Source organism: Trichococcus shcherbakoviae, from assembly GCF_963666195.1.
Taxonomy (GTDB): Bacteria; Bacillota; Bacilli; order Lactobacillales; family Aerococcaceae; genus Trichococcus; species Trichococcus shcherbakoviae.
In genome coordinates this window covers 1676765-1697500 of record NZ_OY762653.1, presented here as the reverse complement: position 1 = coordinate 1697500, position 20736 = coordinate 1676765, and the positions used below count along the sequence as shown (strand labels likewise).

General features: G+C 49.1%; 19 protein-coding genes, 1 riboswitch and 1 other annotated feature (1 of these 21 running past the window's edge). All 19 genes read right to left on the bottom strand.

Annotation, left to right across the window (positions count from 1 at the left end):
• On the bottom strand, positions 1 to 570 hold the start of the coding sequence (serS, locus tag ACKPBX_RS08110; protein WP_319995081.1) for a serine--tRNA ligase. Its footprint begins 732 nt before the window's first position; 570 of the gene's 1302 nt are visible here — the first part of the coding sequence; the start codon lies at positions 568 to 570; its stop codon lies beyond the left edge, outside the window.
• Between the two features lie 52 nt (positions 571 to 622).
• Positions 623 to 855, bottom strand: a binding site (T-box leader).
• Positions 856 to 953: 98 nt separating this feature from the next.
• Positions 954 to 2297 (bottom strand): serine hydrolase, encoded by a 1344-nt coding sequence (locus tag ACKPBX_RS08105; RefSeq protein ID WP_319995080.1) that lies wholly within the window; start codon positions 2295 to 2297, stop codon positions 954 to 956.
• 116 nt (positions 2298 to 2413) lie between these two features.
• Positions 2414 to 3553 carry a sensor histidine kinase gene (locus tag ACKPBX_RS08100; RefSeq protein WP_319995079.1) on the bottom strand — a complete coding sequence of 380 codons (1140 nt, stop codon included), beginning with the start codon at positions 3551 to 3553 and terminating at the stop codon, positions 2414 to 2416.
• A gap of 56 nt (positions 3554 to 3609) precedes the next feature.
• Positions 3610 to 4302 carry a response regulator transcription factor gene (locus ACKPBX_RS08095; RefSeq protein WP_086628679.1) on the bottom strand — a complete coding sequence of 231 codons (693 nt, stop codon included), beginning with the start codon at positions 4300 to 4302 and terminating at the stop codon, positions 3610 to 3612.
• A 181-nt stretch (positions 4303 to 4483) separates the two neighbouring features.
• Positions 4484 to 5968 (bottom strand): IMP dehydrogenase, encoded by a 1485-nt coding sequence (gene guaB, locus ACKPBX_RS08090; RefSeq protein WP_319995078.1) that lies wholly within the window; start codon positions 5966 to 5968, stop codon positions 4484 to 4486.
• Positions 5969 to 6240: 272 nt separating this feature from the next.
• The gene (locus ACKPBX_RS08085) at positions 6241 to 6927 is read right to left on the bottom strand and encodes a DUF1129 domain-containing protein (RefSeq protein WP_086628682.1); all 687 of its coding nucleotides are present in this window, start codon (positions 6925 to 6927) and stop codon (positions 6241 to 6243) included.
• Between the two features lie 363 nt (positions 6928 to 7290).
• On the bottom strand, positions 7291 to 8391 hold the full coding sequence (ychF, locus tag ACKPBX_RS08080; RefSeq protein WP_086628683.1) for a redox-regulated ATPase YchF: 1101 nt from the start codon (positions 8389 to 8391) through the stop codon (positions 7291 to 7293).
• 51 nt (positions 8392 to 8442) lie between these two features.
• Positions 8443 to 8610 carry a DUF951 domain-containing protein gene (locus tag ACKPBX_RS08075; protein ID WP_233436743.1) on the bottom strand — a complete coding sequence of 56 codons (168 nt, stop codon included), beginning with the start codon at positions 8608 to 8610 and terminating at the stop codon, positions 8443 to 8445.
• Between the two features lie 76 nt (positions 8611 to 8686).
• Entirely contained in the window at positions 8687 to 9580 is an 894-nt protein-coding gene (locus ACKPBX_RS08070; RefSeq protein WP_086628684.1) for a ParB/RepB/Spo0J family partition protein, read from the bottom strand.
• Entirely contained in the window at positions 9570 to 10334 is a 765-nt protein-coding gene (locus ACKPBX_RS08065) for a ParA family protein (RefSeq protein WP_119092490.1), read from the bottom strand. The genes ACKPBX_RS08070 and ACKPBX_RS08065 overlap by 11 nt, the downstream gene beginning before the upstream one ends.
• A 315-nt stretch (positions 10335 to 10649) precedes the next feature.
• Positions 10650 to 11366, bottom strand: coding sequence for a 16S rRNA (guanine(527)-N(7))-methyltransferase RsmG (gene rsmG / locus ACKPBX_RS08060; protein WP_319995077.1), 717 nt, complete (start codon positions 11364 to 11366; stop codon positions 10650 to 10652).
• 146 nt (positions 11367 to 11512) lie between these two features.
• Complete coding sequence (locus tag ACKPBX_RS08055) at positions 11513 to 12175, bottom strand: HAD family hydrolase (protein WP_119092488.1); 663 nt, start codon at positions 12173 to 12175, stop codon at positions 11513 to 11515.
• 557 nt (positions 12176 to 12732) lie between these two features.
• Positions 12733 to 13536 (bottom strand): bifunctional hydroxymethylpyrimidine kinase/phosphomethylpyrimidine kinase, encoded by an 804-nt coding sequence (gene thiD / locus ACKPBX_RS08050; RefSeq protein WP_319995076.1) that lies wholly within the window; start codon positions 13534 to 13536, stop codon positions 12733 to 12735.
• An 8-nt stretch (positions 13537 to 13544) separates the two neighbouring features.
• Entirely contained in the window at positions 13545 to 14186 is a 642-nt protein-coding gene (locus tag ACKPBX_RS08045; protein ID WP_319995075.1) for an HAD family hydrolase, read from the bottom strand.
• Entirely contained in the window at positions 14183 to 14824 is a 642-nt protein-coding gene (gene thiE, locus ACKPBX_RS08040) for a thiamine phosphate synthase (RefSeq protein WP_319995074.1), read from the bottom strand. Before thiE ends, ACKPBX_RS08045 begins: the two co-directional genes overlap by 4 nt.
• A complete protein-coding gene (gene thiM / locus ACKPBX_RS08035; protein ID WP_319995073.1) occupies positions 14811 to 15635 on the bottom strand; it encodes a hydroxyethylthiazole kinase in 825 nt (274 codons plus the stop codon). The genes thiE and thiM overlap by 14 nt, the downstream gene beginning before the upstream one ends.
• A gap of 79 nt (positions 15636 to 15714) precedes the next feature.
• Positions 15715 to 15821: riboswitch (TPP riboswitch) on the bottom strand.
• Between the two features lie 53 nt (positions 15822 to 15874).
• Positions 15875 to 17422, bottom strand: a complete 1548-nt coding sequence (locus ACKPBX_RS08030) for a prolyl oligopeptidase family serine peptidase (protein ID WP_319995072.1) — start codon at positions 17420 to 17422, stop codon at positions 15875 to 15877.
• Positions 17423 to 17589: 167 nt separating this feature from the next.
• On the bottom strand, positions 17590 to 18438 hold the full coding sequence (locus tag ACKPBX_RS08025; protein WP_319995071.1) for a helix-turn-helix domain-containing protein: 849 nt from the start codon (positions 18436 to 18438) through the stop codon (positions 17590 to 17592).
• Positions 18439 to 18753: 315 nt separating this feature from the next.
• Positions 18754 to 20649 carry a tRNA uridine-5-carboxymethylaminomethyl(34) synthesis enzyme MnmG gene (gene mnmG, locus ACKPBX_RS08020; protein ID WP_319995070.1) on the bottom strand — a complete coding sequence of 632 codons (1896 nt, stop codon included), beginning with the start codon at positions 20647 to 20649 and terminating at the stop codon, positions 18754 to 18756.
• Positions 20650 to 20736 lie beyond the last annotated feature (87 nt).

The window sequence follows — 20736 nt, the reverse complement described above, 5'->3', positions numbered from 1 at the left end:
GCCTTGTTCTTCGGTATGCAGATCCAGCATATAGTTGTAGCAAGCGCGTTCCAGGCGTGCTCCCAAGCCTTTATAGAAGACAAAACGGCTTCCGGTCACTTTAGCGCCACGTTCAAAGTCCAGGATATCCAATGCCTCGGCGATGTCATAATGGGCTTTGGGTTCGAAATCGAACGCACGCGGTGTCCCCCATCTTCTTACTTCCACGTTGTCATCTTCATCCGCACCGACAGGAACGGATACATGCGGCAAGTTAGGCAATCTTGTTGCAATGAAAGTCGTCTTCTCTTCGATTTCATTCAGTTCTTCATCCAGCGCTTTGATTTTATCGCCGACTTCTTTCATTTCGGCAATCTTATCATCGGCATTCTCTTTGTTGCGTTTCAATTGCGCAATCTCTTGGGAAACGCCATTGCGGTATTGTTTCAGATTTTCCGTCTCAACGATTTTCTCCCGTCGTTGCGCATCCAATTCCTTGAATGTCGCCAAGTCCTCTGTTTTGACCCCACGTGCAGCCAATTTCTCTGCAGTATCTTCAAATCCATCCCTCAAAAATTTTACATCCAACATATCGTTTCCTCCTCATTATCTGTACAAAAATAGCCACTCCATCCCTAGAACAATCTGGGACGAAATGGCTTTAACGTTCGCGGTACCACCCAACTTCAGCCAATCCCAAATAGGTCTGGCTGCGCTTCATTGCGTTAACGGACGGATCCGGAACAATTTAGTCAATTCCTTGTTTTCATTGTTCGCTTCATGTGGGGATTCAACAGGTGAAGGGTCAGTTCTCACCGAACCACTGACTCTCTGGGGCGCTTCACATCATCTACTGGTCACATGCATGGCTTTCTCTATTCAATTAGGCTAAGCTTCGATACCCTCATTTTACTGAACAAACCCTATGCTGTCAACAAAGCTGCAGGTCCAGATTAGCCTGCAGCTATTCCGGATCAGTCAAAGAATCCTCCGACAAAATCGGATACCGTTTCCCAAGCTTTACCGAACAAGTCTGCGACAACGCGACCGCCGCGTACAAAAATATTGGCTTTCTCCACGCTGCTTGCCACTGCGACTTTGACATCCTCGGAAGTCGTTCCATCCAGATAGCCCAACTCGTCGCCTTCGACAGTCACAGCGACGGACCCGACTTCTGTTCCTTTTTCGATAGGCGCTTCAATCTCGCCGTCTTCATTCAGGCTTTTTTCAGCCGGTGTGAAAACAGTTGTGAGCGCCAGCTCTTCAGCGCCTTTTTCGGTAACAGTCACAAGGTCTTCATTGTAGACTAGCCCGACCTCAGTTTGCTTCCCTTTGGCTACGGCAATCGGCTCTTGCGTGGAAACGGCATCGCCTTTCGCCGCTACTGTCGTCTTCTCGAAGGTCGAGAAGGCATAGTCCATCAAACGATCGGTTTCCGTGAAACGTTTGGTGCTCTCGTCAGCGCCGATTACCACGGTGATGATCCGCATTTCATCTTGCATTGCGGTACCAGTAAAGGATGCGCCGGATTCCAGCGTTGTTCCGGTCTTCAGACCGTCGACACCTTCACGGTAATAAAACATACCAGGCAACATCACGTTATAGCTGTGCATCATGATTTCGTCGGACGTTCCCGCTTGGAAAGCCAACTCCGGAATGGAAGTCGTTTCCAAAACTTCAGGGTAATCATCGATCAGATGATCCGCAACCATCGCGACGCCACGCGCTGTCATTTTGTTGTATCCGTCGGCTGGTGCACCCGGATATAGATTTTCTTCCGCGACATCGCTGTTCGACAAGCCAGTTGCATTATAGAGTTCATAGCTTTCTACGCCCCACTCATCCAACTGGGCCTTCATCAGATCGACGAATTTCGCTTCCGAACCGGCCAAAGCTTCCGCCAAAGCGATCGTCGATCCGTTTGCGGAATAGATCAATGCGGATTGGTACAGCTCTTCCACAGAATAAGTGATGTCCTGACGCAAAGGTACATTCGAAAAATTGTAGTTCTGGCTGACTTCATAGACGTAATCACTGACGGTGATTTGCTTGTCCCAAGTCAATTTCCCTGCTTCGATGGCTTCCAGTATCAAGTAGATGCTCAGCATCTTTGTCATTGAGGCTATGCCCAGCGCTTCTTCCCCATTTTGGTTGACAAGCACTTTGTCAGTCTCGTCTTCTATCACGAAAGCGGCTTTCGCATCGACAGAAGGTTGTTCAGCAGCCAAAGCAACCGGTGCAGCAAACAAGCTGTTCGCCAATACAGAAGCAGCCGATAGTGTTCCCATAATCATTTTTCTGTTTTTTATAGTTATCATTGTTTGTAGTTATCTCCAATCAGTCATATCGTTCGGTTCACATACCCTTCTATGTTAGCGGAAATACTGTAAAAAGACAACCAAAAAAAGGGACGTACACAGAAAGCGTACGTCCCTTATTCCTTGAAAGCCGGAGTCTGTTTCAAAGGGAGATGCAGCACGAATTTGGTTTCCGCCTCATCCGATTCCGCATAGATATATCCGCCGTGCAGTGTAACGATGCTTTGAGCAATCGCCAACCCCAGCCCGGTCCCGCCTGTCTCCTTCGAACGGGAATTTTCCACCCGATAGAAGCGCCCGAACAATTCCTGCAGCGATTCTTCAGGGATGCGCTCTCCGTTATTTTTCACGGCAACAATCACCTCAGAGCCGATTTTTTCCGCTTCGATATGTACCCAAGTGCCGCCATGCGCATATTTCAGGGCATTGGAAATCAGATTGTTGAAGACACGGGCCATTTTATCGACATCCATTTCAATCATCAACGGATCCGTCTTCATGATAACCTCAGTCTCCATATGGCGTTTGCGTGACTCCAGTTCATAATCCGCGACGATCTGCTCCAAAAAGTTCCCGATGTTGATCGTCTTCAACAGCAGCGGAGTCGTCGGTTGACGCACTTTCGTGTATTCGAAAAGATCATCGACAAGCACCTTCATCTGCAGCGCCTTTGTATAAGCGATATGGATATAACGCAAAGCATCTTCTTCGCTCGTGAATTGCTTATCCTCTATCAATCCCAGGTAACCGATGATGGAAGTCAAGGGGGTCCGGATATCGTGACTGACGTTCGTGATTAATTCATCTTTCGATTGTTCGATTTTCCGTTCCTCTGCCATCGCTTGGACCGTACTTTCCACCAGCGTATTGATGCTGTCCACAACATCAACATAGCTACCGGCATTGTTCGCATCGATCCGATGATCGAAGTGCCCCGCTGCGATATAATGCAATTCGTCCAGAATATGCGTCAGCTGCATCTGCTTGTATCTCCTGGCCAAACGCCAGCCGGTGAAGATGGCCGCAAAAATCGCCGCGATCCATTGGAAAGCATCATCGTAAATGGTTAAAAATGCGTCAACCACCATCACGAATCGCCTTAAGGAAGGGATTTCACTCAAAATCGAGGGAGGGGTCGCTACCAGTCGGTTGAACATCAGCTCCATCCCGATGTAGAGCAGATAGACGATGCCCAGCGTCAAGGCCCCTTCAAAAATGAGTTCACTCAGTTCTTTTTTCTTCAACTTATTAAGCAAAGCTGCCCCCTCCCGACTCAGCTGTTTTTTTCAGGCTAGCCCTTATGCAGGCATGCCTATTCCCCAATCTTATAGCCTACACCCCATACTGTCTGGATGACTTTCTCGCCGCCTGTAGCCTCTTCAATTTTATCGCGAAGATGGCTCACATGCACCATAACAGTTTTGGCGGATACGATGCTTTCCTGTTGCCAAACGCGTTCAAAAATCTCATCGGCACTGAAGACGCGATTCGGATGACTTGCCAATAAATGCAGGATGCCGAATTCCAGCGCGGTCAACTGGATGCTCTTTCCGTTCAGCGTCTTTACTTCATGGGAATCTTTCTTGATGATCAGCGGACCTATTTCGATCGAGTCCACCTCTGCAGCATCTACCTGCATATTGGTCCGGCGCAAAAGCGATTTGATGCGGGCCATCACTTCCAGTGGGTTGAACGGCTTAGAAACATAGTCGTCCGCACCTGTCGTCAATCCTTGGATCTTATCCATATCCGTGGATTTTGCGCTCAGCATCAGAATCGGGATCGGATTGCTCTGTTCCCGCAGCTCCCTTACTACCGATATGCCGTCCTTCTTAGGCATCATCACATCCAAAATAATCAATTGGATATCCGCATTTTCCTCAAGCTTGCGGAAGGCATCCACGCCGTCATAGGCCTTTATCGGATCGTACCCTTCATTTTTGCAGTAGATGCTTAATAAATCCACGATTTCCCTGTCGTCATCGACAATCAAAACTTTATTCATATAGGACAACCCTTTCCCCAAAATATATATTTTCCCTCATCGTACCAAATTGTTCTAAATTTTTGCTTAAGGAAGCATAAAGAAATTCCGTTTTAATTATATCAGAAAGCTCCAGCAAACCGTGAACATAAGGAAAAAATGCCCGGGAACAGTGTCCCGGACATTTTGGTTTCTCGCATTTTTATCTTTGGATGGAGTAGTTTGGTGCTTCTTTTGTGATTTGGATGTCATGCGGATGGGATTCGATCAATCCGGCACCGGACATCTTGATGAATTGCGCATTATCACGAAGCTCTTGCAAATTAGCTGCACCGACATAACCCATACCGGAACGGACACCGCCAAGCAGTTGGAAGATGATGTCGCTGGCTGCCCCTTTATAGGCTACACGACCTTCGATACCTTCCGGCACCATTTTCTTCGCTTCGTTCACGCCGCCTTGGAAGTAACGGTCGCTTGAGCCTTTTTCCATTGCTGCCAGACTGCCCATACCACGGTAAGTCTTGAAACGACGGCCCTGGAAGATTTCGAATTCGCCCGGAGACTCATCCGTACCCGCCAACATGCTGCCCAACATGACTGCATGTCCACCGGCAGCCATCGCTTTGACGATGTCTCCTGAATACTTGATCCCGCCGTCTGCGATGATTGCTCTGCCGTATTCTCTCGCCACGCTTGCAGCATCATAGATGGCTGTTATCTGAGGAACACCGACACCGGCTACGACACGAGTCGTACAGATGGATCCCGGTCCGATTCCGACTTTGACTACGTCGACCCCGACATCAAACAGTGCGCGGGTTCCTTCTGCAGTCGCTACGTTTCCGGCAATCAGGGTTGCTTCAGGGAACTGGTCGCGGATTTCTTTAATTTTGCGGATAACGCCGGCGCTGTGGCCATGCGCTGTATCGATGACGATTGCATCTGCACCTGCATCCAATAAGGCTTGGGCGCGTTCGAATGTATCACTTGTCACACCCACTGCAGCCGCAACGATCAAACGGCCGTGTGCATCTTTTGCGGAGTTGGGAAACTCGATTACTTTTTCGATATCCTTGATCGTGATCAAGCCAGCCAGACGGCCGCTTTCATCGACTAAAGGCAGTTTTTCGATTTTGTATTTTTGCAGAATGGATTCAGCGTCCTTCAAAGAAGTCCCTACAGGAGCGGTAACCAAATGTTCTTTGGTCATGACATCGCCGATCGGAACTTGGTAATCTGCAATGAAGCGCAGATCGCGGTTCGTCAAAATCCCTACCAATTTGCGCTCTTCCATATCATTAACGATAGGCACGCCGCTGATGCGGTATTTGCTCATCAGATTCTCTGCTTCCGAAACCAAGTGATCAGGAGTCAGGAAGAATGGGTCGATGATAACGCCACTTTCGGAACGTTTTACTTTGTGCACTTCTTCAGCCTGCGCTTCGATGGTCATGTTCTTGTGGATGACGCCCAAGCCGCCTTGGCGAGCCATTGCGATTGCCATTGCTGCATCGGTTACAGTGTCCATACTTGCGCTCATTATAGGAATATTCAAGTGTAAATTTTTAGCTAAATCAATCGATAAATCCACATCGTTAGGTAATACATGGCTTTCAGCCGGGACTAATAATACATCATCAAAAGTAAAACCTTCTTTAGCGAATTTTGTTTCCCAATTTGACATTTTCGATGAACACTCCTTTTTATTTGTGCTGATTTTTTATCATCTAAAATACCACCACCAACAACCTACGTCAAGCGCAAAGCTCCCTTTATCATACAATTCTCATATACAAGCGTTTTTATCGAATGCTTTCGAAATGTAATCCCCGAAATATTCGGAATTAGCACTTGCGTTTGCATCCAGGGATTCATATACAGTTTTTTTCTGTCAATATACGAAAATAGCCGAGATACAAGTTTTATTTGCATCTCGGCCTCCAACCAATTGACGGCCTACAAAATGCCGCCCACGATATGATATTTTTTCTTCATGTATACTTTCGCAGCAAAACCTACACCCGCGATTCCAAGGTACACCCATGCAGGCAAAGCGATATTGATGCTGGCTGGAATAAGCATCATGGAAACAGTCATGATGAGCATCCAAAGCAGCATAGCGGCCGTCGTCGCAAAGATGTATTTCCCGAAGCCTTTTTCACCTTTTGGTGCATCCGGATTTGGTGTGTATTTGGAGATGATGAGCATGGCGATGCCGCCTACGATAAAGTTCAGGATCAAACTGATCAGACCCATTCCGATTACGTCTTCTCCACTGTTGGTCAGCAAGGATACGCCTGAAATCATCGCGAAAAGAGACCCCAGCAATAAGCCGCCATCCAAAGCGATCAACCAATCAGTCGAACGCACTTTCACTTCATTGTCTGTCGGATTGACCAGGATGTTTGATGCGCACTCAGACACTGTGCCGTATAATTGGCGGGCAGTTTTACCGGTTTTTTGGGCGTCCAACAATTCCCGCATCATTTTGTTGTAGATTTCCTCCCTGCGTCCATCTTCCAGGTTTGCAGCTCTCAAGGTTCTGTCCAGCCCCAGCATGTACTGTTCATTTCTTTTTGTCAAACTCTGCCATAAGGCTTTGTTTTCGACCTTCATTTGTGCAACGCTCTTCGTTTCTTCCAATGGTAAATCCTCCCTTGATTACATGCGGTATCCTTGTCAAACGTGTTGTGAATCCTTATAGTTGAACTCTGAAATGCATATAGATTGTGCTTCACTAGTTTTAGGTACCAGTAAAGCTAAAGACCTCAAACGTCGCACTGTGACGTTTGAGTGCCTAAGCTGACATTACGTCACGGCCAAACTGCGGCCGTTCTCGTAATGTCCTCTTAGTGCTCATCCCCTCCCGCATTTCATCGTATCCTTTAGTTGAGTTCTGATTCGCAGATACCGCTCCCGTTTCACACCCAGCGAAGTGAACAAAAGAGGTTCACTTCGCTGGGTGCTCCAACGTCCGGGTATCTAAACGCGAATCATCACATCCTGTTATACGTTGAATCTGAATTCCATTACGTCGCCGTCTTGGACTACGTAGTCTTTTCCTTCAAGTCTGACTTTGCCTGCTTCTTTGGCTGCTTGCATGCTGCCGTAAGCCAACAGGTCAGCGTAGGAAACTGTTTCGGCACGGATGAAGCCGCGTTCGAAGTCGGAATGGATGATACCGGCTGTCTGCGGTGCTTTCATCCCTAATCTGAATGTCCAGGCACGGACTTCTTTTTCGCCTGCTGTGAAGTAAGTTCCCAGCCCAAGCAGCGTGTAAGCTTTTTGGATCAGCTGATCAAGCCCGGATTGTTCGATGCCCAACTCCGATAGGAATTCAGCTTTTTCTTCATCATCCAATTCAGCCACTTCTTCTTCGATACGGGCACAGACGGTAACAACCTCTGCGCCTTCTGTCGCTGCAAAATCACGGACAATTTGCACCATTTCATTGTCTCCGCCGGCTATTACGTCCTCTTCAGAGATGTTTGCGACATAAAGAACTGGTTTTGTCGTCAATAGGAACAGGCTTTTCACAAGCGGTTCTTCTTCAGGTGTGAATTCGATTGTGCGCGCGGATTTACCTTCTTCCAAAGTCGTCTTGATTTTCTCCAGGATTTCCAGTTCGCGGACAGCATCCTTATCTTTCGTGCGGGCAATTTTGCTGATGCGTGTATAGCGTTTCTCGATGGATTCCAAATCCGCGAAGATCAGTTCCAAGTTGATGGTTTCGACATCATCCAATGGATCCACTTTTCCGCTGACGTGTGTGATGTTGTCGTCTTCGAAACAACGGACAACATGACAGATGGCATCCACTTGACGGATGTTGGCCAAGAATTTGTTCCCCAGACCTTCCCCTTTGCTGGCGCCTTTTACGATTCCGGCGATATCGGTGAATTCAAAAGTTGTTGGGACGGTTTTTTTTGGTTTCACTAATTCTGTTAGTTTATTCAAACGTTCATCGGGAACTTCGACCACTCCGACATTTGGGTCGATCGTCGCGAATGGATAGTTTGCCGCTTCCACTCCCGCTTTAGTGATGGCGTTGAACAAAGTGGATTTACCGACGTTCGGTAATCCTACGATTCCTGCTGTTAATGACATTTCTTCACACTCTTTCCACTTAATATTGCTAATATTTATTCCTTCAAAGACCTATTCGACAGTTTCTTCTGCCTTAGTCAGTACTTTTTTCATTTTTTTCTCGAATTCGCGGCGCGGCATCATGACCATCTGCCCGCATTTCAGGCATTTGATCCGGATGTCCATACCCATTCGGATGATTTCCCATGAGTTGTTTTTGCAGGGATGCGGTTTTTTCATTTCGACCACATCATGCAATCCATAATCTTGTTGTACCAAGGCCAAATGCACCTCTTTCTGATGTCTTCGTCTATTCTTAATCGTCCAGGGAAATTTGCAGGATATCCAAAATCCGGGTCAGGTCGGCTGGAGAAAGGTATTCGATCTCGATCTTGCCTTTTTCGCCCTTGCTGGATATCTGTACGGATGTCCCGAATTTGTCCATCAAACGTTCTTCACTCTCTTTGATGTATACCGGTTTCGTTTCTTTTTTCTTCTTGTTTTTCTTTTTGGCGACATCACCTGGATTGTTCAGTTGTTGGACCAGCAATTCCAGATGACGGACAGTGATGCCCTCTTCGGCAGCACGTTTCGCCAATTCGCTGATCAACGATTCATCGTTCAAGCCCAAAAGTGTACGGGCTTGCCCCATGGAGACCAATCCCTCTTGCAGCATCCGTTTGACGTCCTGCGGCAGGTTCAACAGGCGCAGATGATTGGCGATGTATGGACGGCTCTTGCCTAATCTTTGGGCTACATCCACTTGCGTGAGATTCAGCTTGTTCATCAAGGTTTGATAGCCTTCCGCCTCTTCCAGCGGGGTCAGGTCTTCACGCTGCAGATTTTCCAAAATGGCGACTTCTATCATTGCCGTTTCGTCAAATTCGCGGACGATTGCCGGGATTGTTGCTTTGCCGGCCAAACGGGAAGCGCGGACGCGGCGTTCGCCTGCAATGATTTCATAGCCTTTCACGCTGGATTGGCGCAGGATGACCGGTTGGATGACGCCGTTCAGCATAATCGAGTCAGCCAGTTCCCGCAAAGTCGAGTCATCAAAGGTTTTTCGTGGCTGATAAGGATTGGGACGTATTTCGTCTAAAGGGATCTCCTGTACCTTCTCTGTCTTTTCATCGATCTTCTCGATATCTTCAAAGTTGCTGAAGAGCGCGTCGATGCCGCGTCCTAGCCCTTTGCTGTTTTTATTCGCCATCTGCTAACACTTCCTTTGCCAACTCAAGATAAACTTCCGCTCCTTTTGAACGGATATCATAGTCAACGATCGATTGTCCATAGCTTGGCGCTTCGGATAAGCGGACATTTCGTGGAATGATTGTCTTGTATACTTTCTCTTTGAAATATTTTTTGACCTCATCAACGACTTCGAAGCCGAGGTTCGTACGGGCATCCAGCATCGTCAATAAGACCCCTTCCAATTTCAGGTCCTTATTGAAATGCTTCTGAACCAAGCGGAAGGTGTTCAACAGTTGGCTCAGCCCTTCCAAGGCATAGTACTCGCACTGGACCGGAATCAATACCGAATCGCTGGCGGTGAAGGCATTGATCGTCAAATGCCCCAGTGATGGCGGGCAATCGATGAAAATGAAGTCGTATTCCTCGCGCAACGACTGCACTGCGTCGTAAAGGCGCGCTTCACGATGCGGTTGATTCGTCAACTCGATTTCAGCCCCTGCCAATTGGATGGTTGCAGGCACGACCCATAGATTTTCCCGCGAGGATTCTCTGATGACATTCTCGATGGGCTCTTGGTTCACTAATACATCATATATATCTTTTTCAACATCTGCTTTTGAAATGCCGAGTCCGCTGGTGGCGTTCCCTTGGGCATCACTATCTATCAATAACACTTTTTTGCCTAAGTAGGCCAAAGAAGCTGCTAAATTGACGGTGGTCGTCGTTTTTCCGACGCCGCCTTTCTGATTTGCGACTGCAATAATCCGTGCCATCTGTTCTCCTCCACTTTCTGTCGTTCATTTGAAGCTGCTGTGCCGCCGTTCTACTTTTTTGCCTAAAAAAAGAGAAAAAACGATACCTGCGCCTTTTCTCCTACGCATTTCTTCAAAATGAATCATCATTTATCGCTCAGTATGTCTATTTATAAAAAAGGCTATAACTTTACCAGACTATTGTAACAAAAAAATTTGGAAAAATATAGGATAGATAAAACCGATGCCATAAAATCACTTTATGCTCGCATCTTAAACCCAAAAAGCCCGGCCTGCCTGCAAAGAAGCAGGCGGTCGGGCCGTTCCTTTTCCGATTTACAATGGATTTTTGTTCGGTGTCCCGGCTTTTCTCGGGTAGGTCTTCGGTGTTTCTTTCGTTTTCTTGATCTTCACGATGTGGCGTTCGCCTGCATCGTTCGGCAGTTCAAAAAAGATATCCTCCTCGAGTTTGCCGCCCAGAGTTGCGATGGCGCGCTCTGCATCGCGGAGCTCTTCTTCCGTACTGGCTGCTTTCATCGCGACAAAAGTACCGCCTTTTTTGGCCAAAGGCAGACACAGTTCGCTCAGGACGCTCAAGCGCGCGACCGCACGCGCCGTCACCACATCGAATTGGGCGCGGAATTTCTTGTTCTGTCCAAAAGTCTCCGCACGGTCATGGAAGCAGGAAACACCCGTCAAACCCAGTTCGGCAACCAGAGTCTCCAGGAAAGTGATCCGTTTGTTCAATGAGTCCACGATCGTCACCTGCAATTTAGGGAAAGCTATCTTGAGGGGGACGCTCGGGAAACCGGCACCAGCACCCACATCGCAAAGCGTGACTTCTTCTTCAGTGAAATCCATATGGAATCCCAATGAAATGGAGTCATAGAAATGCTTCAGATAGACTTCATCCGGCTCGGTGATGGCCGTCAGGTTGATTTTTTCGTTCCATTCGCGCAATAGGCGCAAATAGGTTGCGTATTGTTCGAGTTGCGTTTCATTCAAAAGGATCCCTTTTTCGGCAAGGGCCTCGGCAAATTGTTCTGGATTCATAGGTGTTTCCTTTCATCATTGGCTTCGTCTGTTTTTCTACCTCTCTACTTTATCCTGAAAGAGCGGTCTGTACAAGGGCTAAATCAACTTTAAAGCCGCCGTCCCGAATAAAGGACAGCGGCTTTTTCCAATCTATTAAACTCTATTTAAGCATCCAGCAGGTTTGTAAGAATGATTTCCAGCTCGACGAAGGAGTTGGCGATGCAATCGGGATTTTCTGCGCGCAAGGTTTGGGCGGAACTCCCTCCCCAAGTGATGCCGATGGTCTTAGTGCCAGCCATTTTACCCATCTGCATATCATAAATGGTATCACCGATCATCACGGTTTCTTCTTTCGCCATCGGTATTTTCTCCCAAGCGGTGAAGATGCCTTCAGGATTCGGTTTGTGCTGGTTCATGTTGTCCAATCCGATAACCACTTCCATCAGATCCAAAAGGTCCACTGCAGCAAGACTCCTCAGCAAAGCCTTGGTTGCTTTGTTGGAAATCACGCCGAGATGGTGTCCGTTCCCTTTCAGTTCCATTAAGGACTCCCGCGATAAATCGTATGGTTCCAACAGCATATTTTCATATTTTTCGTATTTGTCCCAAAAGACTTCCATCAGCTTATCCAGCTCGACCGGAGAGAGTGCATGTTTCTTCAGATAGCCGATAAACTTCACAAAATGGGGCTTTCCTCTATCCTCACGCAGTTGCTCAGGGGTTGGAACGGGATAGCCGAAATGTTCAAATGTATCCATTGTAGCCATTTCGCTAATTTTGCATGTTTCCGCCAAGGTACCGTCAAAATCGAATAATAGTAATCCCATCTTCCATCTTCCCTTCGATCGCAAATATGAACCGGATGCGGACAATAGAGGCGTACTCTACTTTTAGCGCAGGAGTTCAAAAATTCCGAATGTTCACTATAATCAAAATTATAGCAAACAAAAACGACAGAATAATGAGGTTTTATTTAGAATTTGGAAAGAATTCCCTAGTTTTCGTTTTGTTTCCCCTTCTATTTCCGAACGTTAGGATATAAAACCTTTGTTAATGTACTTGATTTTACCATCCAGTTCTTGCCCGTTGCGGTCTCCATCTTGGGACAGGGGCAATTGACGGAATATCAAAATTTAGATGTGCTTTTGGTGCAGAGCTAGAAGGGAAGTCGGAAGAATCGGACAACTTTCGCTGTAAGCGGGTTGCGTTTGTCCGATTCTTCGTTGTTATCGGACAACTTTCGTTGCAAACGGGCTGCGCTTGTCCGATTCTTCGCTGTTATCGGACAACTTTCGTTGCAAACGGGTTGCGTTTGTCCGATTCTTCGTTGTTATCGGACAACTTTCGACATGAGTGTGGCGGCAGCACCCAGAAAAGGCCGTCTTCATAGAAGACAGCCACCTTTCCAGTTGATGCGATAAGCGTGATTGAGTGGGCCGCTGCCCTTGCCCAGATCCAGTCCGTCACGGAGCGCGCCGGTGATGTAGGCTTTGGCTTGGCGGATGCTCTCTTCCATTCCGTGGCCTAAAGCCAGATTCGCTGCGATGGCTGAGGAAAGCGTGCAGCCGGTGCCATGCGTATTCGGGTTTTCGATCCGTTCCGACTCGAACCAACTGACTTTTCCGTCCATAAATAGCAGATCGTCGGCGCTGTCCTTGAGATGGCCGCCTTTCAGGAGCACACTGGTTCCTGCTGCTGAAGCGATACGGTCCGCTGCAGCCAGCATATCCGCCTTCGTCTCGATCTTGACACCGCTCAGCACCTCTCCTTCCGGCACATTGGGGGTGATCACATCAGCCAACGGCAACAACAGCGTCCGCAAAGCTTGGCTGGCATCGTCCTGCATCAGGCTGCTGCCGCTAGTGGCCACCATGACCGGATCCACGACGATATTCTCCGCTTTGTATTCGACCAGCTTCTCCGCGATGACTTTGATGATTGCGGCGTTCGACACCATGCCGATCTTCACCGCATCCGGCCGGATATCCTTGAAGACGCAATCCAGCTGCTGCGCCACAAATTCAGGCGTCACCTCCATGATTCCGGCAACCCCCGTCGTGTTCTGTGCCGTCAGCGCTGTGATCACGCTCATCCCATAGACTTTATGCGCCATCATCGTCTTCAGGTCCGCTTGGATCCCCGCTCCGCCGCTGCTGTCCGAACCGGCGATCGTCAATACTGTTTTCATATTTTTGCTCATCCTTTCCAATCCGAAAATGAATAGATGTACTGCTCCGTCAATGCTTCGATGCGCTCCCTATATTGTGCGGCACTCTCATCATAGACGCCGACCACCCGGAATCCGGCTGCTGTTGCCGTTTCGATGGCATGCAGGGCGTCCTCAAAGATGACGGTCTTCGTGAGGGGAGCCCCAAGCTGTTCGAACGCCCGCTGAAAAATGAGCGGATTGTCTTTGCCCGTCTTTACTTCACTGCTGGTCAGAATGGTACTGAAGTATTCCCTGATGCCCAAACGTTCCAAGGCGCTCTCGGCCAAATTTCTTTCGGTCGCGGTGGCGATGCACATTTTCACATTCTTATCCTGCAACGTCTGCAGATATTCCGCTACGCCGGCTTTAAGCGGGACTTCATAACGGTAAAGATCGGCAATCAGCGTTTCAATTTCCCCAATGATTGTCTCTTCATCTTCGTGCAATCCGTAGGCCGCTCGAAAATGTTGTGCGGTTTGCTGCAGGCTCATCGTCTTCAACGCATCCTGCAGACCCGAAGCCGGCTGCACCTTTTTCTGAAGCAAATAATTTTCTCCCAATCCTTGCCAAATCGGCATGGAATCCAGCAACGTCCCGTCCAGATCGAAGATGGCTGCTTCCAGTTTCATGGTTGCACCATCGCTTCGGCTAACGGGCGAAGCCTCTTCACTGCCGCGGTAATGTCAGGCTGCGCAAAGATGGCGGATACGACGGCAACCCCGTCGATGCCGCTGCCCTTCAGCTTGAGGATGTTCCCTTCAGCAATGCCTCCGATCCCCACAACGGGTATGCTCACCGCCTGGCAGATCTGCTGCAGCGTTTCGATCGACAGCGTGTCGACATCCAGCTTCGTCGCTGTCCCGTAGATGGCACCGACACCCAGATAATCGGCCCCGTTCCGTTCCGCCGTCAGCGCCTCTTCGACGGAATGGGCAGAAACGCCCAGTATTTTCCCCTCGCCGATCCGGCTGCGGACGTCTCCCGCCTGCATATCGCTCTGCCCCACATGAACGCCGTCCGCATCCAGCGTCAAGGCTACATCGACCGCATCATTGATGATGAAAGGAACGCGGTGGCGTTTGGCCACGGCCTGCAGTTCCTTGCCAAGGGATACAAAGGCATCGAAATCCAATTCCTTCTCGCGTAATTGCACGACGGTAACGCCCGCCTGGATGGCTTCTTCAAGTTGTTCCGCCAAGGACGCGTTCCCCAGCCATTGGCGATCGGTCACCGCATAAAGCAGCAAATCGTTCTTATCTAGTCTCAATTTTAGCGCCCCCTTCCAGTTTTTCTGCCGACATCTTGCTGATTTCATCGATGATGTAGCTGCGGTAGGATGACGTCCCTGCAGCATTGCGGATCATCCTTTCGTAAGCCAGCTCGCCGCTGACTCCCATCAGGCATACCGCTGCCGCCGTGGCATACAGCAACTGCTCCGGGTTGGCTCCGCAATAGGCAGCAATCACTGCCGACAGCATGCAGCCGGTTCCGGACACCTTCGCCATCTGCGGATGCCCGTTGCGGATGATGTAGGCTTTGTCCCGGTCCGCAACGATGTCGATCGCTCCGGTGATCGCGACGACCGCATCATTCCGGTCGGCCAATCGTTTGGCGAACGCGACCGTTGCCTCGAGCGTCTCCTCGGTCACGGCATCGCTGATGTCGGCATCGACGCCTTTCGTTGTGCCGCTGCCGGCATGGATCGTCTTCATTTCCGAAATGTTCCCTTTGATCACGGTGAAGGCAATGTCCTCCAGCAGTCTGAGTGTCGTTTCGGTCCTGAAAGAGGATGCCCCCGCGCCGACCGGATCCAAAACGACAGGATGGGAGAGCGCGTTAGCTTGGCGCCCTGCCAGCAGCATGGACTCCACGGCTCTGCTGTTCAGTGTTCCGATGTTCAGATTCAGGGCGGTGCAAATGCTTGTGATGTCCGCGACTTCCTCGGGGGCATCCGCCATGATCGGGGACCCTCCGGCAGCCAAGAGGACATTCGCGACATCATTGACGGTGACATAATTGGTGATGCAATGGACCAGCGGCGTCTGTCGCTGTACATTTTCGAATAGCGTTTTGAACATGGGGTACCTCCAAATAGTTTGTTTGATGCGACGACAAAAAAAGCGGGAAATGTCCGAATAGGCATTTCCCGCTGAATAGAATCATTCAATGTTATTTCCCTACGTTGGCATTATCCAAATCAGGTAATAGGTCGAAGTTGATTACTTCCTCTCAGCCTGCTGACACAAGCTCCCTTTTTTCGTATGCAGTTATGTCATCATCTTAGCATATGCGCCATCCTTATTCAAGGATGATTTTTTTATTTCGATTGATCGTTCAACCACTCAAAAATATTTGTATAAGTAGTTTCGCCGACTGTCGCTGCCGCCGCGCCGCCTCCGGTAGCGTTGCTTGCTTCGAAGCCGAACGTTTCAGCGTCAGTCGAAGCAATGATAGCAGCTTTATCCTGGACACCAGTTACCTGGTTATTGAACAAGTAGATCCAGGAGAAATGACCTAGGTAAGTAGTGCCTAGGCTGTCCGTTCCTTCAACCGTTTCAAAGTAGGAAACCCAAGTGTTTTCCGCTCCCGCCTGGATAAGTGCCTGGTAAGTCGGCAACAGATAGTTCATAGGCACGACAACCGGATCATCCGCAGATTGGACCAACCAAATCGGCAAGTCTTTGATCGCCTGGATTTTTTCTTCTGTAAACCAAACTTGATCTGTCTTCACAAAACTCGATGTTCCGGTAGCTTCATCATTCGTTTTCACGTAGGTGCCGTCGCTGTTCCGCTCATATTCATAATAAGCATACGCCTCGCAGACGGGATAAGCCGCTGCAAAATAGGCAGGGTATTGGATGACCATGTTCATGGTCATGTAGCCGCCGTTCGAGCAACCTCCCAGATAGATGCGGTCGGTATCGACATCCGGATGCGCAGCGACATAATCATTGATCGTATCCATCAAGATTTCCGTGTATCGGGAGATGCCGCTGCCGTTCCCGTTCGTTCCATCCCCTTCATCCATCCAATAGGTAGGCGCTTGGACAGCCAGAACATACGCACCGGCCACGTCATCGGTTTGGAAATAGGACTGGATCTCCTCTTTTGCCAATGCGGACACTTCATTTCCAAGGATGGCGATGTCGGGATCTGTTCCGCCTTCCCCTTGGCCGTGCAGCCAGATGACCAACGGATTCGCTTCCCCTTCGGCAAGTCCTTCCGGTTCATAGGCAGCTGTCGAAAGCGTCAATTCCTCTTCTTGATCCGTCATCGGATTCACGTAGGTGCCACTGAAAGTCCCTCTCGCCGTGAACAAATCGGTATCCGGGGAGATGCGGTTGTTTGCGGCATCCTCCGTGATGCTCAAAGAGTAGTCCTCATCCTCGATCGTGATCGAAGGCGCAGCGATTGCGACCTCATAAGCTGGGGACCATTCATTCATCGATGTCGTCGTATTGTAGGTGAACGGAGATCCGATCACGCTGAACGTCGCATCATTGAAGCCGGTCTCCATATCGATCGCGATGAAGTTTGAATTTTCCTGCGGATTCCCGTTCTCATCGGATGTGTAGACGTCCGTAACCGTGCGTTTCGCCCCGGCTGTCATGACCTGCCAGCCACTAGGATCGACACTGTCGACCGCATCCTCCAACTCGATGATGAGTTTCGGTACACCCGGTCCTCCTTCATAGCCTTTTACATAGATGCTGGTCTTCACGACGCCATCGTAAGCAGCGGCCGATTGCACACTTTCTTGTTGGGCTGAATCCTGTTGATCCGCCGATTCTCCGGAACCGCAACTGGCAAGCAAGCCTGCCGTTATCCCTAATGTAAAAATAGTGCTGAATGTCTTACGTCTCATTCCCTAATCCCTCCATATCCTTTTTTCGTCCAAACAGGCAATATCCCACCCTTCCGTAAAACGGTTTCATTATAATCACAGCTAAAACGGGTAGCGCCTTCCCTACTTGTTATTTTAGGGAATTTCCGGCAGAAAAAGGGGCGATTTGTGCCATCATTATGGGCAGTTCATACCTTTTTCTCCTCCCGGTAACGTTTCGGCGTCATGCCATGTTTATTTTTGAAGGCCGACGAAAAGGATTTTTGATTGGGAAATCCGCAGGCGTCCACGATATAGCGGATATTTTTGTCGGTGAACATCAGCAGTTTCACAGCTTTGTTAAGGCGTTGTTCGACAATATAGCTGTGGATTGTGCTGCCGGTTTCCTTTTTGAACAATCTGCACAGATGCGTATAGGAGAGATGGAAAGCCGCTGCCAGTTTATCGACCGCCAGATTTTTGTCCAGATTCTCGTCGATGTGTTCCGTTATGGCGGAAATCAGCGGCAACGAGGAGATGCCTCTGTTCTTATCCGTTTTTGGGACAGAAAAGTACGCATCCAGAAGGAAAAGGATCTGGTACAGCATCCCTTTCAGCAAAAGTCTGGCTTTGACGGCGCCGGCGCTTTCCATAACGACAAAGTACCGGTCCAGCAAGCTGCGCAACTCAGCTAGCTTCTCTCTTTGCAGCTCCGTATAGCCAGTCCGATTCGTCAAACGGAAGCTTTTGTTGTCGTAATTCGGTATCTCGGATTTGATGAAGGCATACGGGAAAATGAGCGACAAAGCCTTCGTCTTGTTGTGATCGTCCCAGATGGAATGGACTTCATTCGAATTGATGACAAGGATGTCGCCGGCATTCGTTTCGTGGACGGTCCCATCGATCGTGAATTCGCTGATCTTTCCCGACATCGTATAGCTGATTTCCAATGATTTGTGCCAATGGGCAAGTACGCCGGAATCCGTTCTTTCGTTGTGAAAAATATAGAACACGGGGAGTTCCGGATCAGATTCGATGATTTCATGATGGTAACGCATCTGCCGCCTCCTATCCTTCCTTGTTCCATTTACATTCCATTATACTATAATTCAATCTTCAAAAACGACGGAATGCGTGCGCAGCTCCGGTGAAGAATCCGTCCACCGGAGAACAGCGACCCAGAAATCAGGCTTAACTCCGATAGGCCCGCGCTCATCGGAGAACACAGGTGAAAATGCAGACCGAACTCCGGCGAAGCCTCCGATCGCCGGAGGAGAAAAGTGGGTCTCTCGACCATGGAGAGCGGTCGTGAAGAAAGTTAACGGATAACGACAAAAAACGAGGCTATCTCGAGAGGAGACAGCCCCGGCTTCCTATTCTGCTATTTTTGCAATCTTCCCTTGGGTCACGTAGACCATCAATACGGAGATGTCGGCTGGGTTGACGCCGCTGATCCGGCTTGCTTGGGCAATCGTTTCCGGTTGAATCTTCTTCAGGTTCTGTTTGGCTTCATTGGCGATTCCGTTGATTGCATCGTAATCGATGTTCGCAGGGATGCGTTTTTCTTCCATCTTCTTCAGCTTGTCCACTTTTTCGACTGCTTTCTTGATGTAGCCGGCATATTTGATCTGCACTTCTACTTGCTTGATGACCTCTTTCGGCAAAGCTTCTTCAAGCGGCGCAAAAGCGATCAGACCTTCATATTTCAGTTCCGGACGCTTCAAAATATCGGCAAACAGAATGCCGTCCTTCAGCGGAGCGGAATTTTGTTCCGCAAGGAAAGCCTGCAGCTCTTCAGTCGGTTTCAGGCGCGTACTTTCGAGGCGGGCGATTTCCTTTTCGACAGCCTGTTTTTTCTCAAGGAATGAGGCATAGCGTTCTTCCGTCACCAAACCGATTTCACGGCTCATTTCGGTCAAGCGGAAGTCGGCGTTATCATGGCGAAGCAACAGACGGTACTCAGCGCGCGAAGTCAGCAAGCGATAAGGCTCCATTGTTCCTTTTGTGACCAGATCATCGATCATGACGCCGATGTAGCCATCGCTGCGTTTCAGGATCATTGGTTCTTTCCCTTGTACAGCCAAAGCGGCATTGATGCCGGCAACGATGCCTTGTCCGGCAGCTTCTTCATAACCGGATGTGCCGTTCGTTTGGCCGGCAGTAAACAGATTCTTCACCAGTTTTGTCTCCAAGGAAAGACGCAACTGATGCGGTTTTACGACATCGTATTCGATGGCATAGCCTGTCCGCATCATTTGGGCATTTTCCATCCCAGGTACGGAACGGATCAGATCAAGCTGAACATCTTCCGGCAATGAAGTGGACAAGCCCTGCACATAGACTTCTTCGTTTTCGCGGCCTTCAGGCTCAAGGAAGAGCTGATGGCGCGGTTTGTCGCTGAAACGGACGATTTTATCTTCGATTGATGGGCAATAACGTGCCCCTACGCCTTCCACGATACCCGTGAACATAGGCGCGCGGTGGAGATTGTCGCGGATTATCTCGTGGCTTTCCGGACTCGTATAAGTCAGCCAGCAGGATAATTGATCTTTCAGATAGTCTTCATCTTTGGAAAGGAAGCTGAAATGATTCGGCTCGACGTCACCGGGCTGTTCCTCAGTTTTGGAATAATCGATGGTCGAAGCCATCACCCGCGGCGGCGTTCCGGTCTTGAAGCGCGCCAATTCAAATCCCAGATCAAGCAGATTTTCGGATAATTTGATGGACGGCTGCGAGTTGTTCGGTCCGGAAGAGTAAACCAAGTCCCCGATGATGATTTTTCCTCGGGAAGAAGTTCCGGCTGTGATGACGACGGCCCCAGCGCGGTAAACAGCGCCTGTATGCGTCACTACGCCCTTGACTTCACCGTCTTCTACGATCAATTCTTCAACGATGGCTTGCTTCAGCAGCAAGTTCTCTTGTTTTTCGATGGTGTGCTTCATATGATGGGCATAGTCATCCTTATCCGCTTGTGCGCGCAAAGCTTGAACGGCAGGTCCTTTCCCTGTGTTCAGCATGCGCATTTGGATATACGTTTTGTCGATGTTGCGTCCCATCTCGCCGCCCAATGCATCGATTTCTCTCACGACGACACCTTTCGCAGGTCCGCCGATGGATGGATTGCAGGGCATAAAGGCAACCATGTTCAAATCGATGGTAACCAGCATCGTGCTGCATCCCATACGCGCGGCAGCAAGCGCCGCTTCGGATCCGGCATGTCCGGCTCCTACAACAATCACATCAAAACTTCCAGCTTCAAATCTGTTCATTTTTCCATTCCTTCCATTTATGCTATCTATTTGTTCCTAACCTTCATTGGGCAATGTGTCGTATCATAGTAGTTGAACTCTGAAATG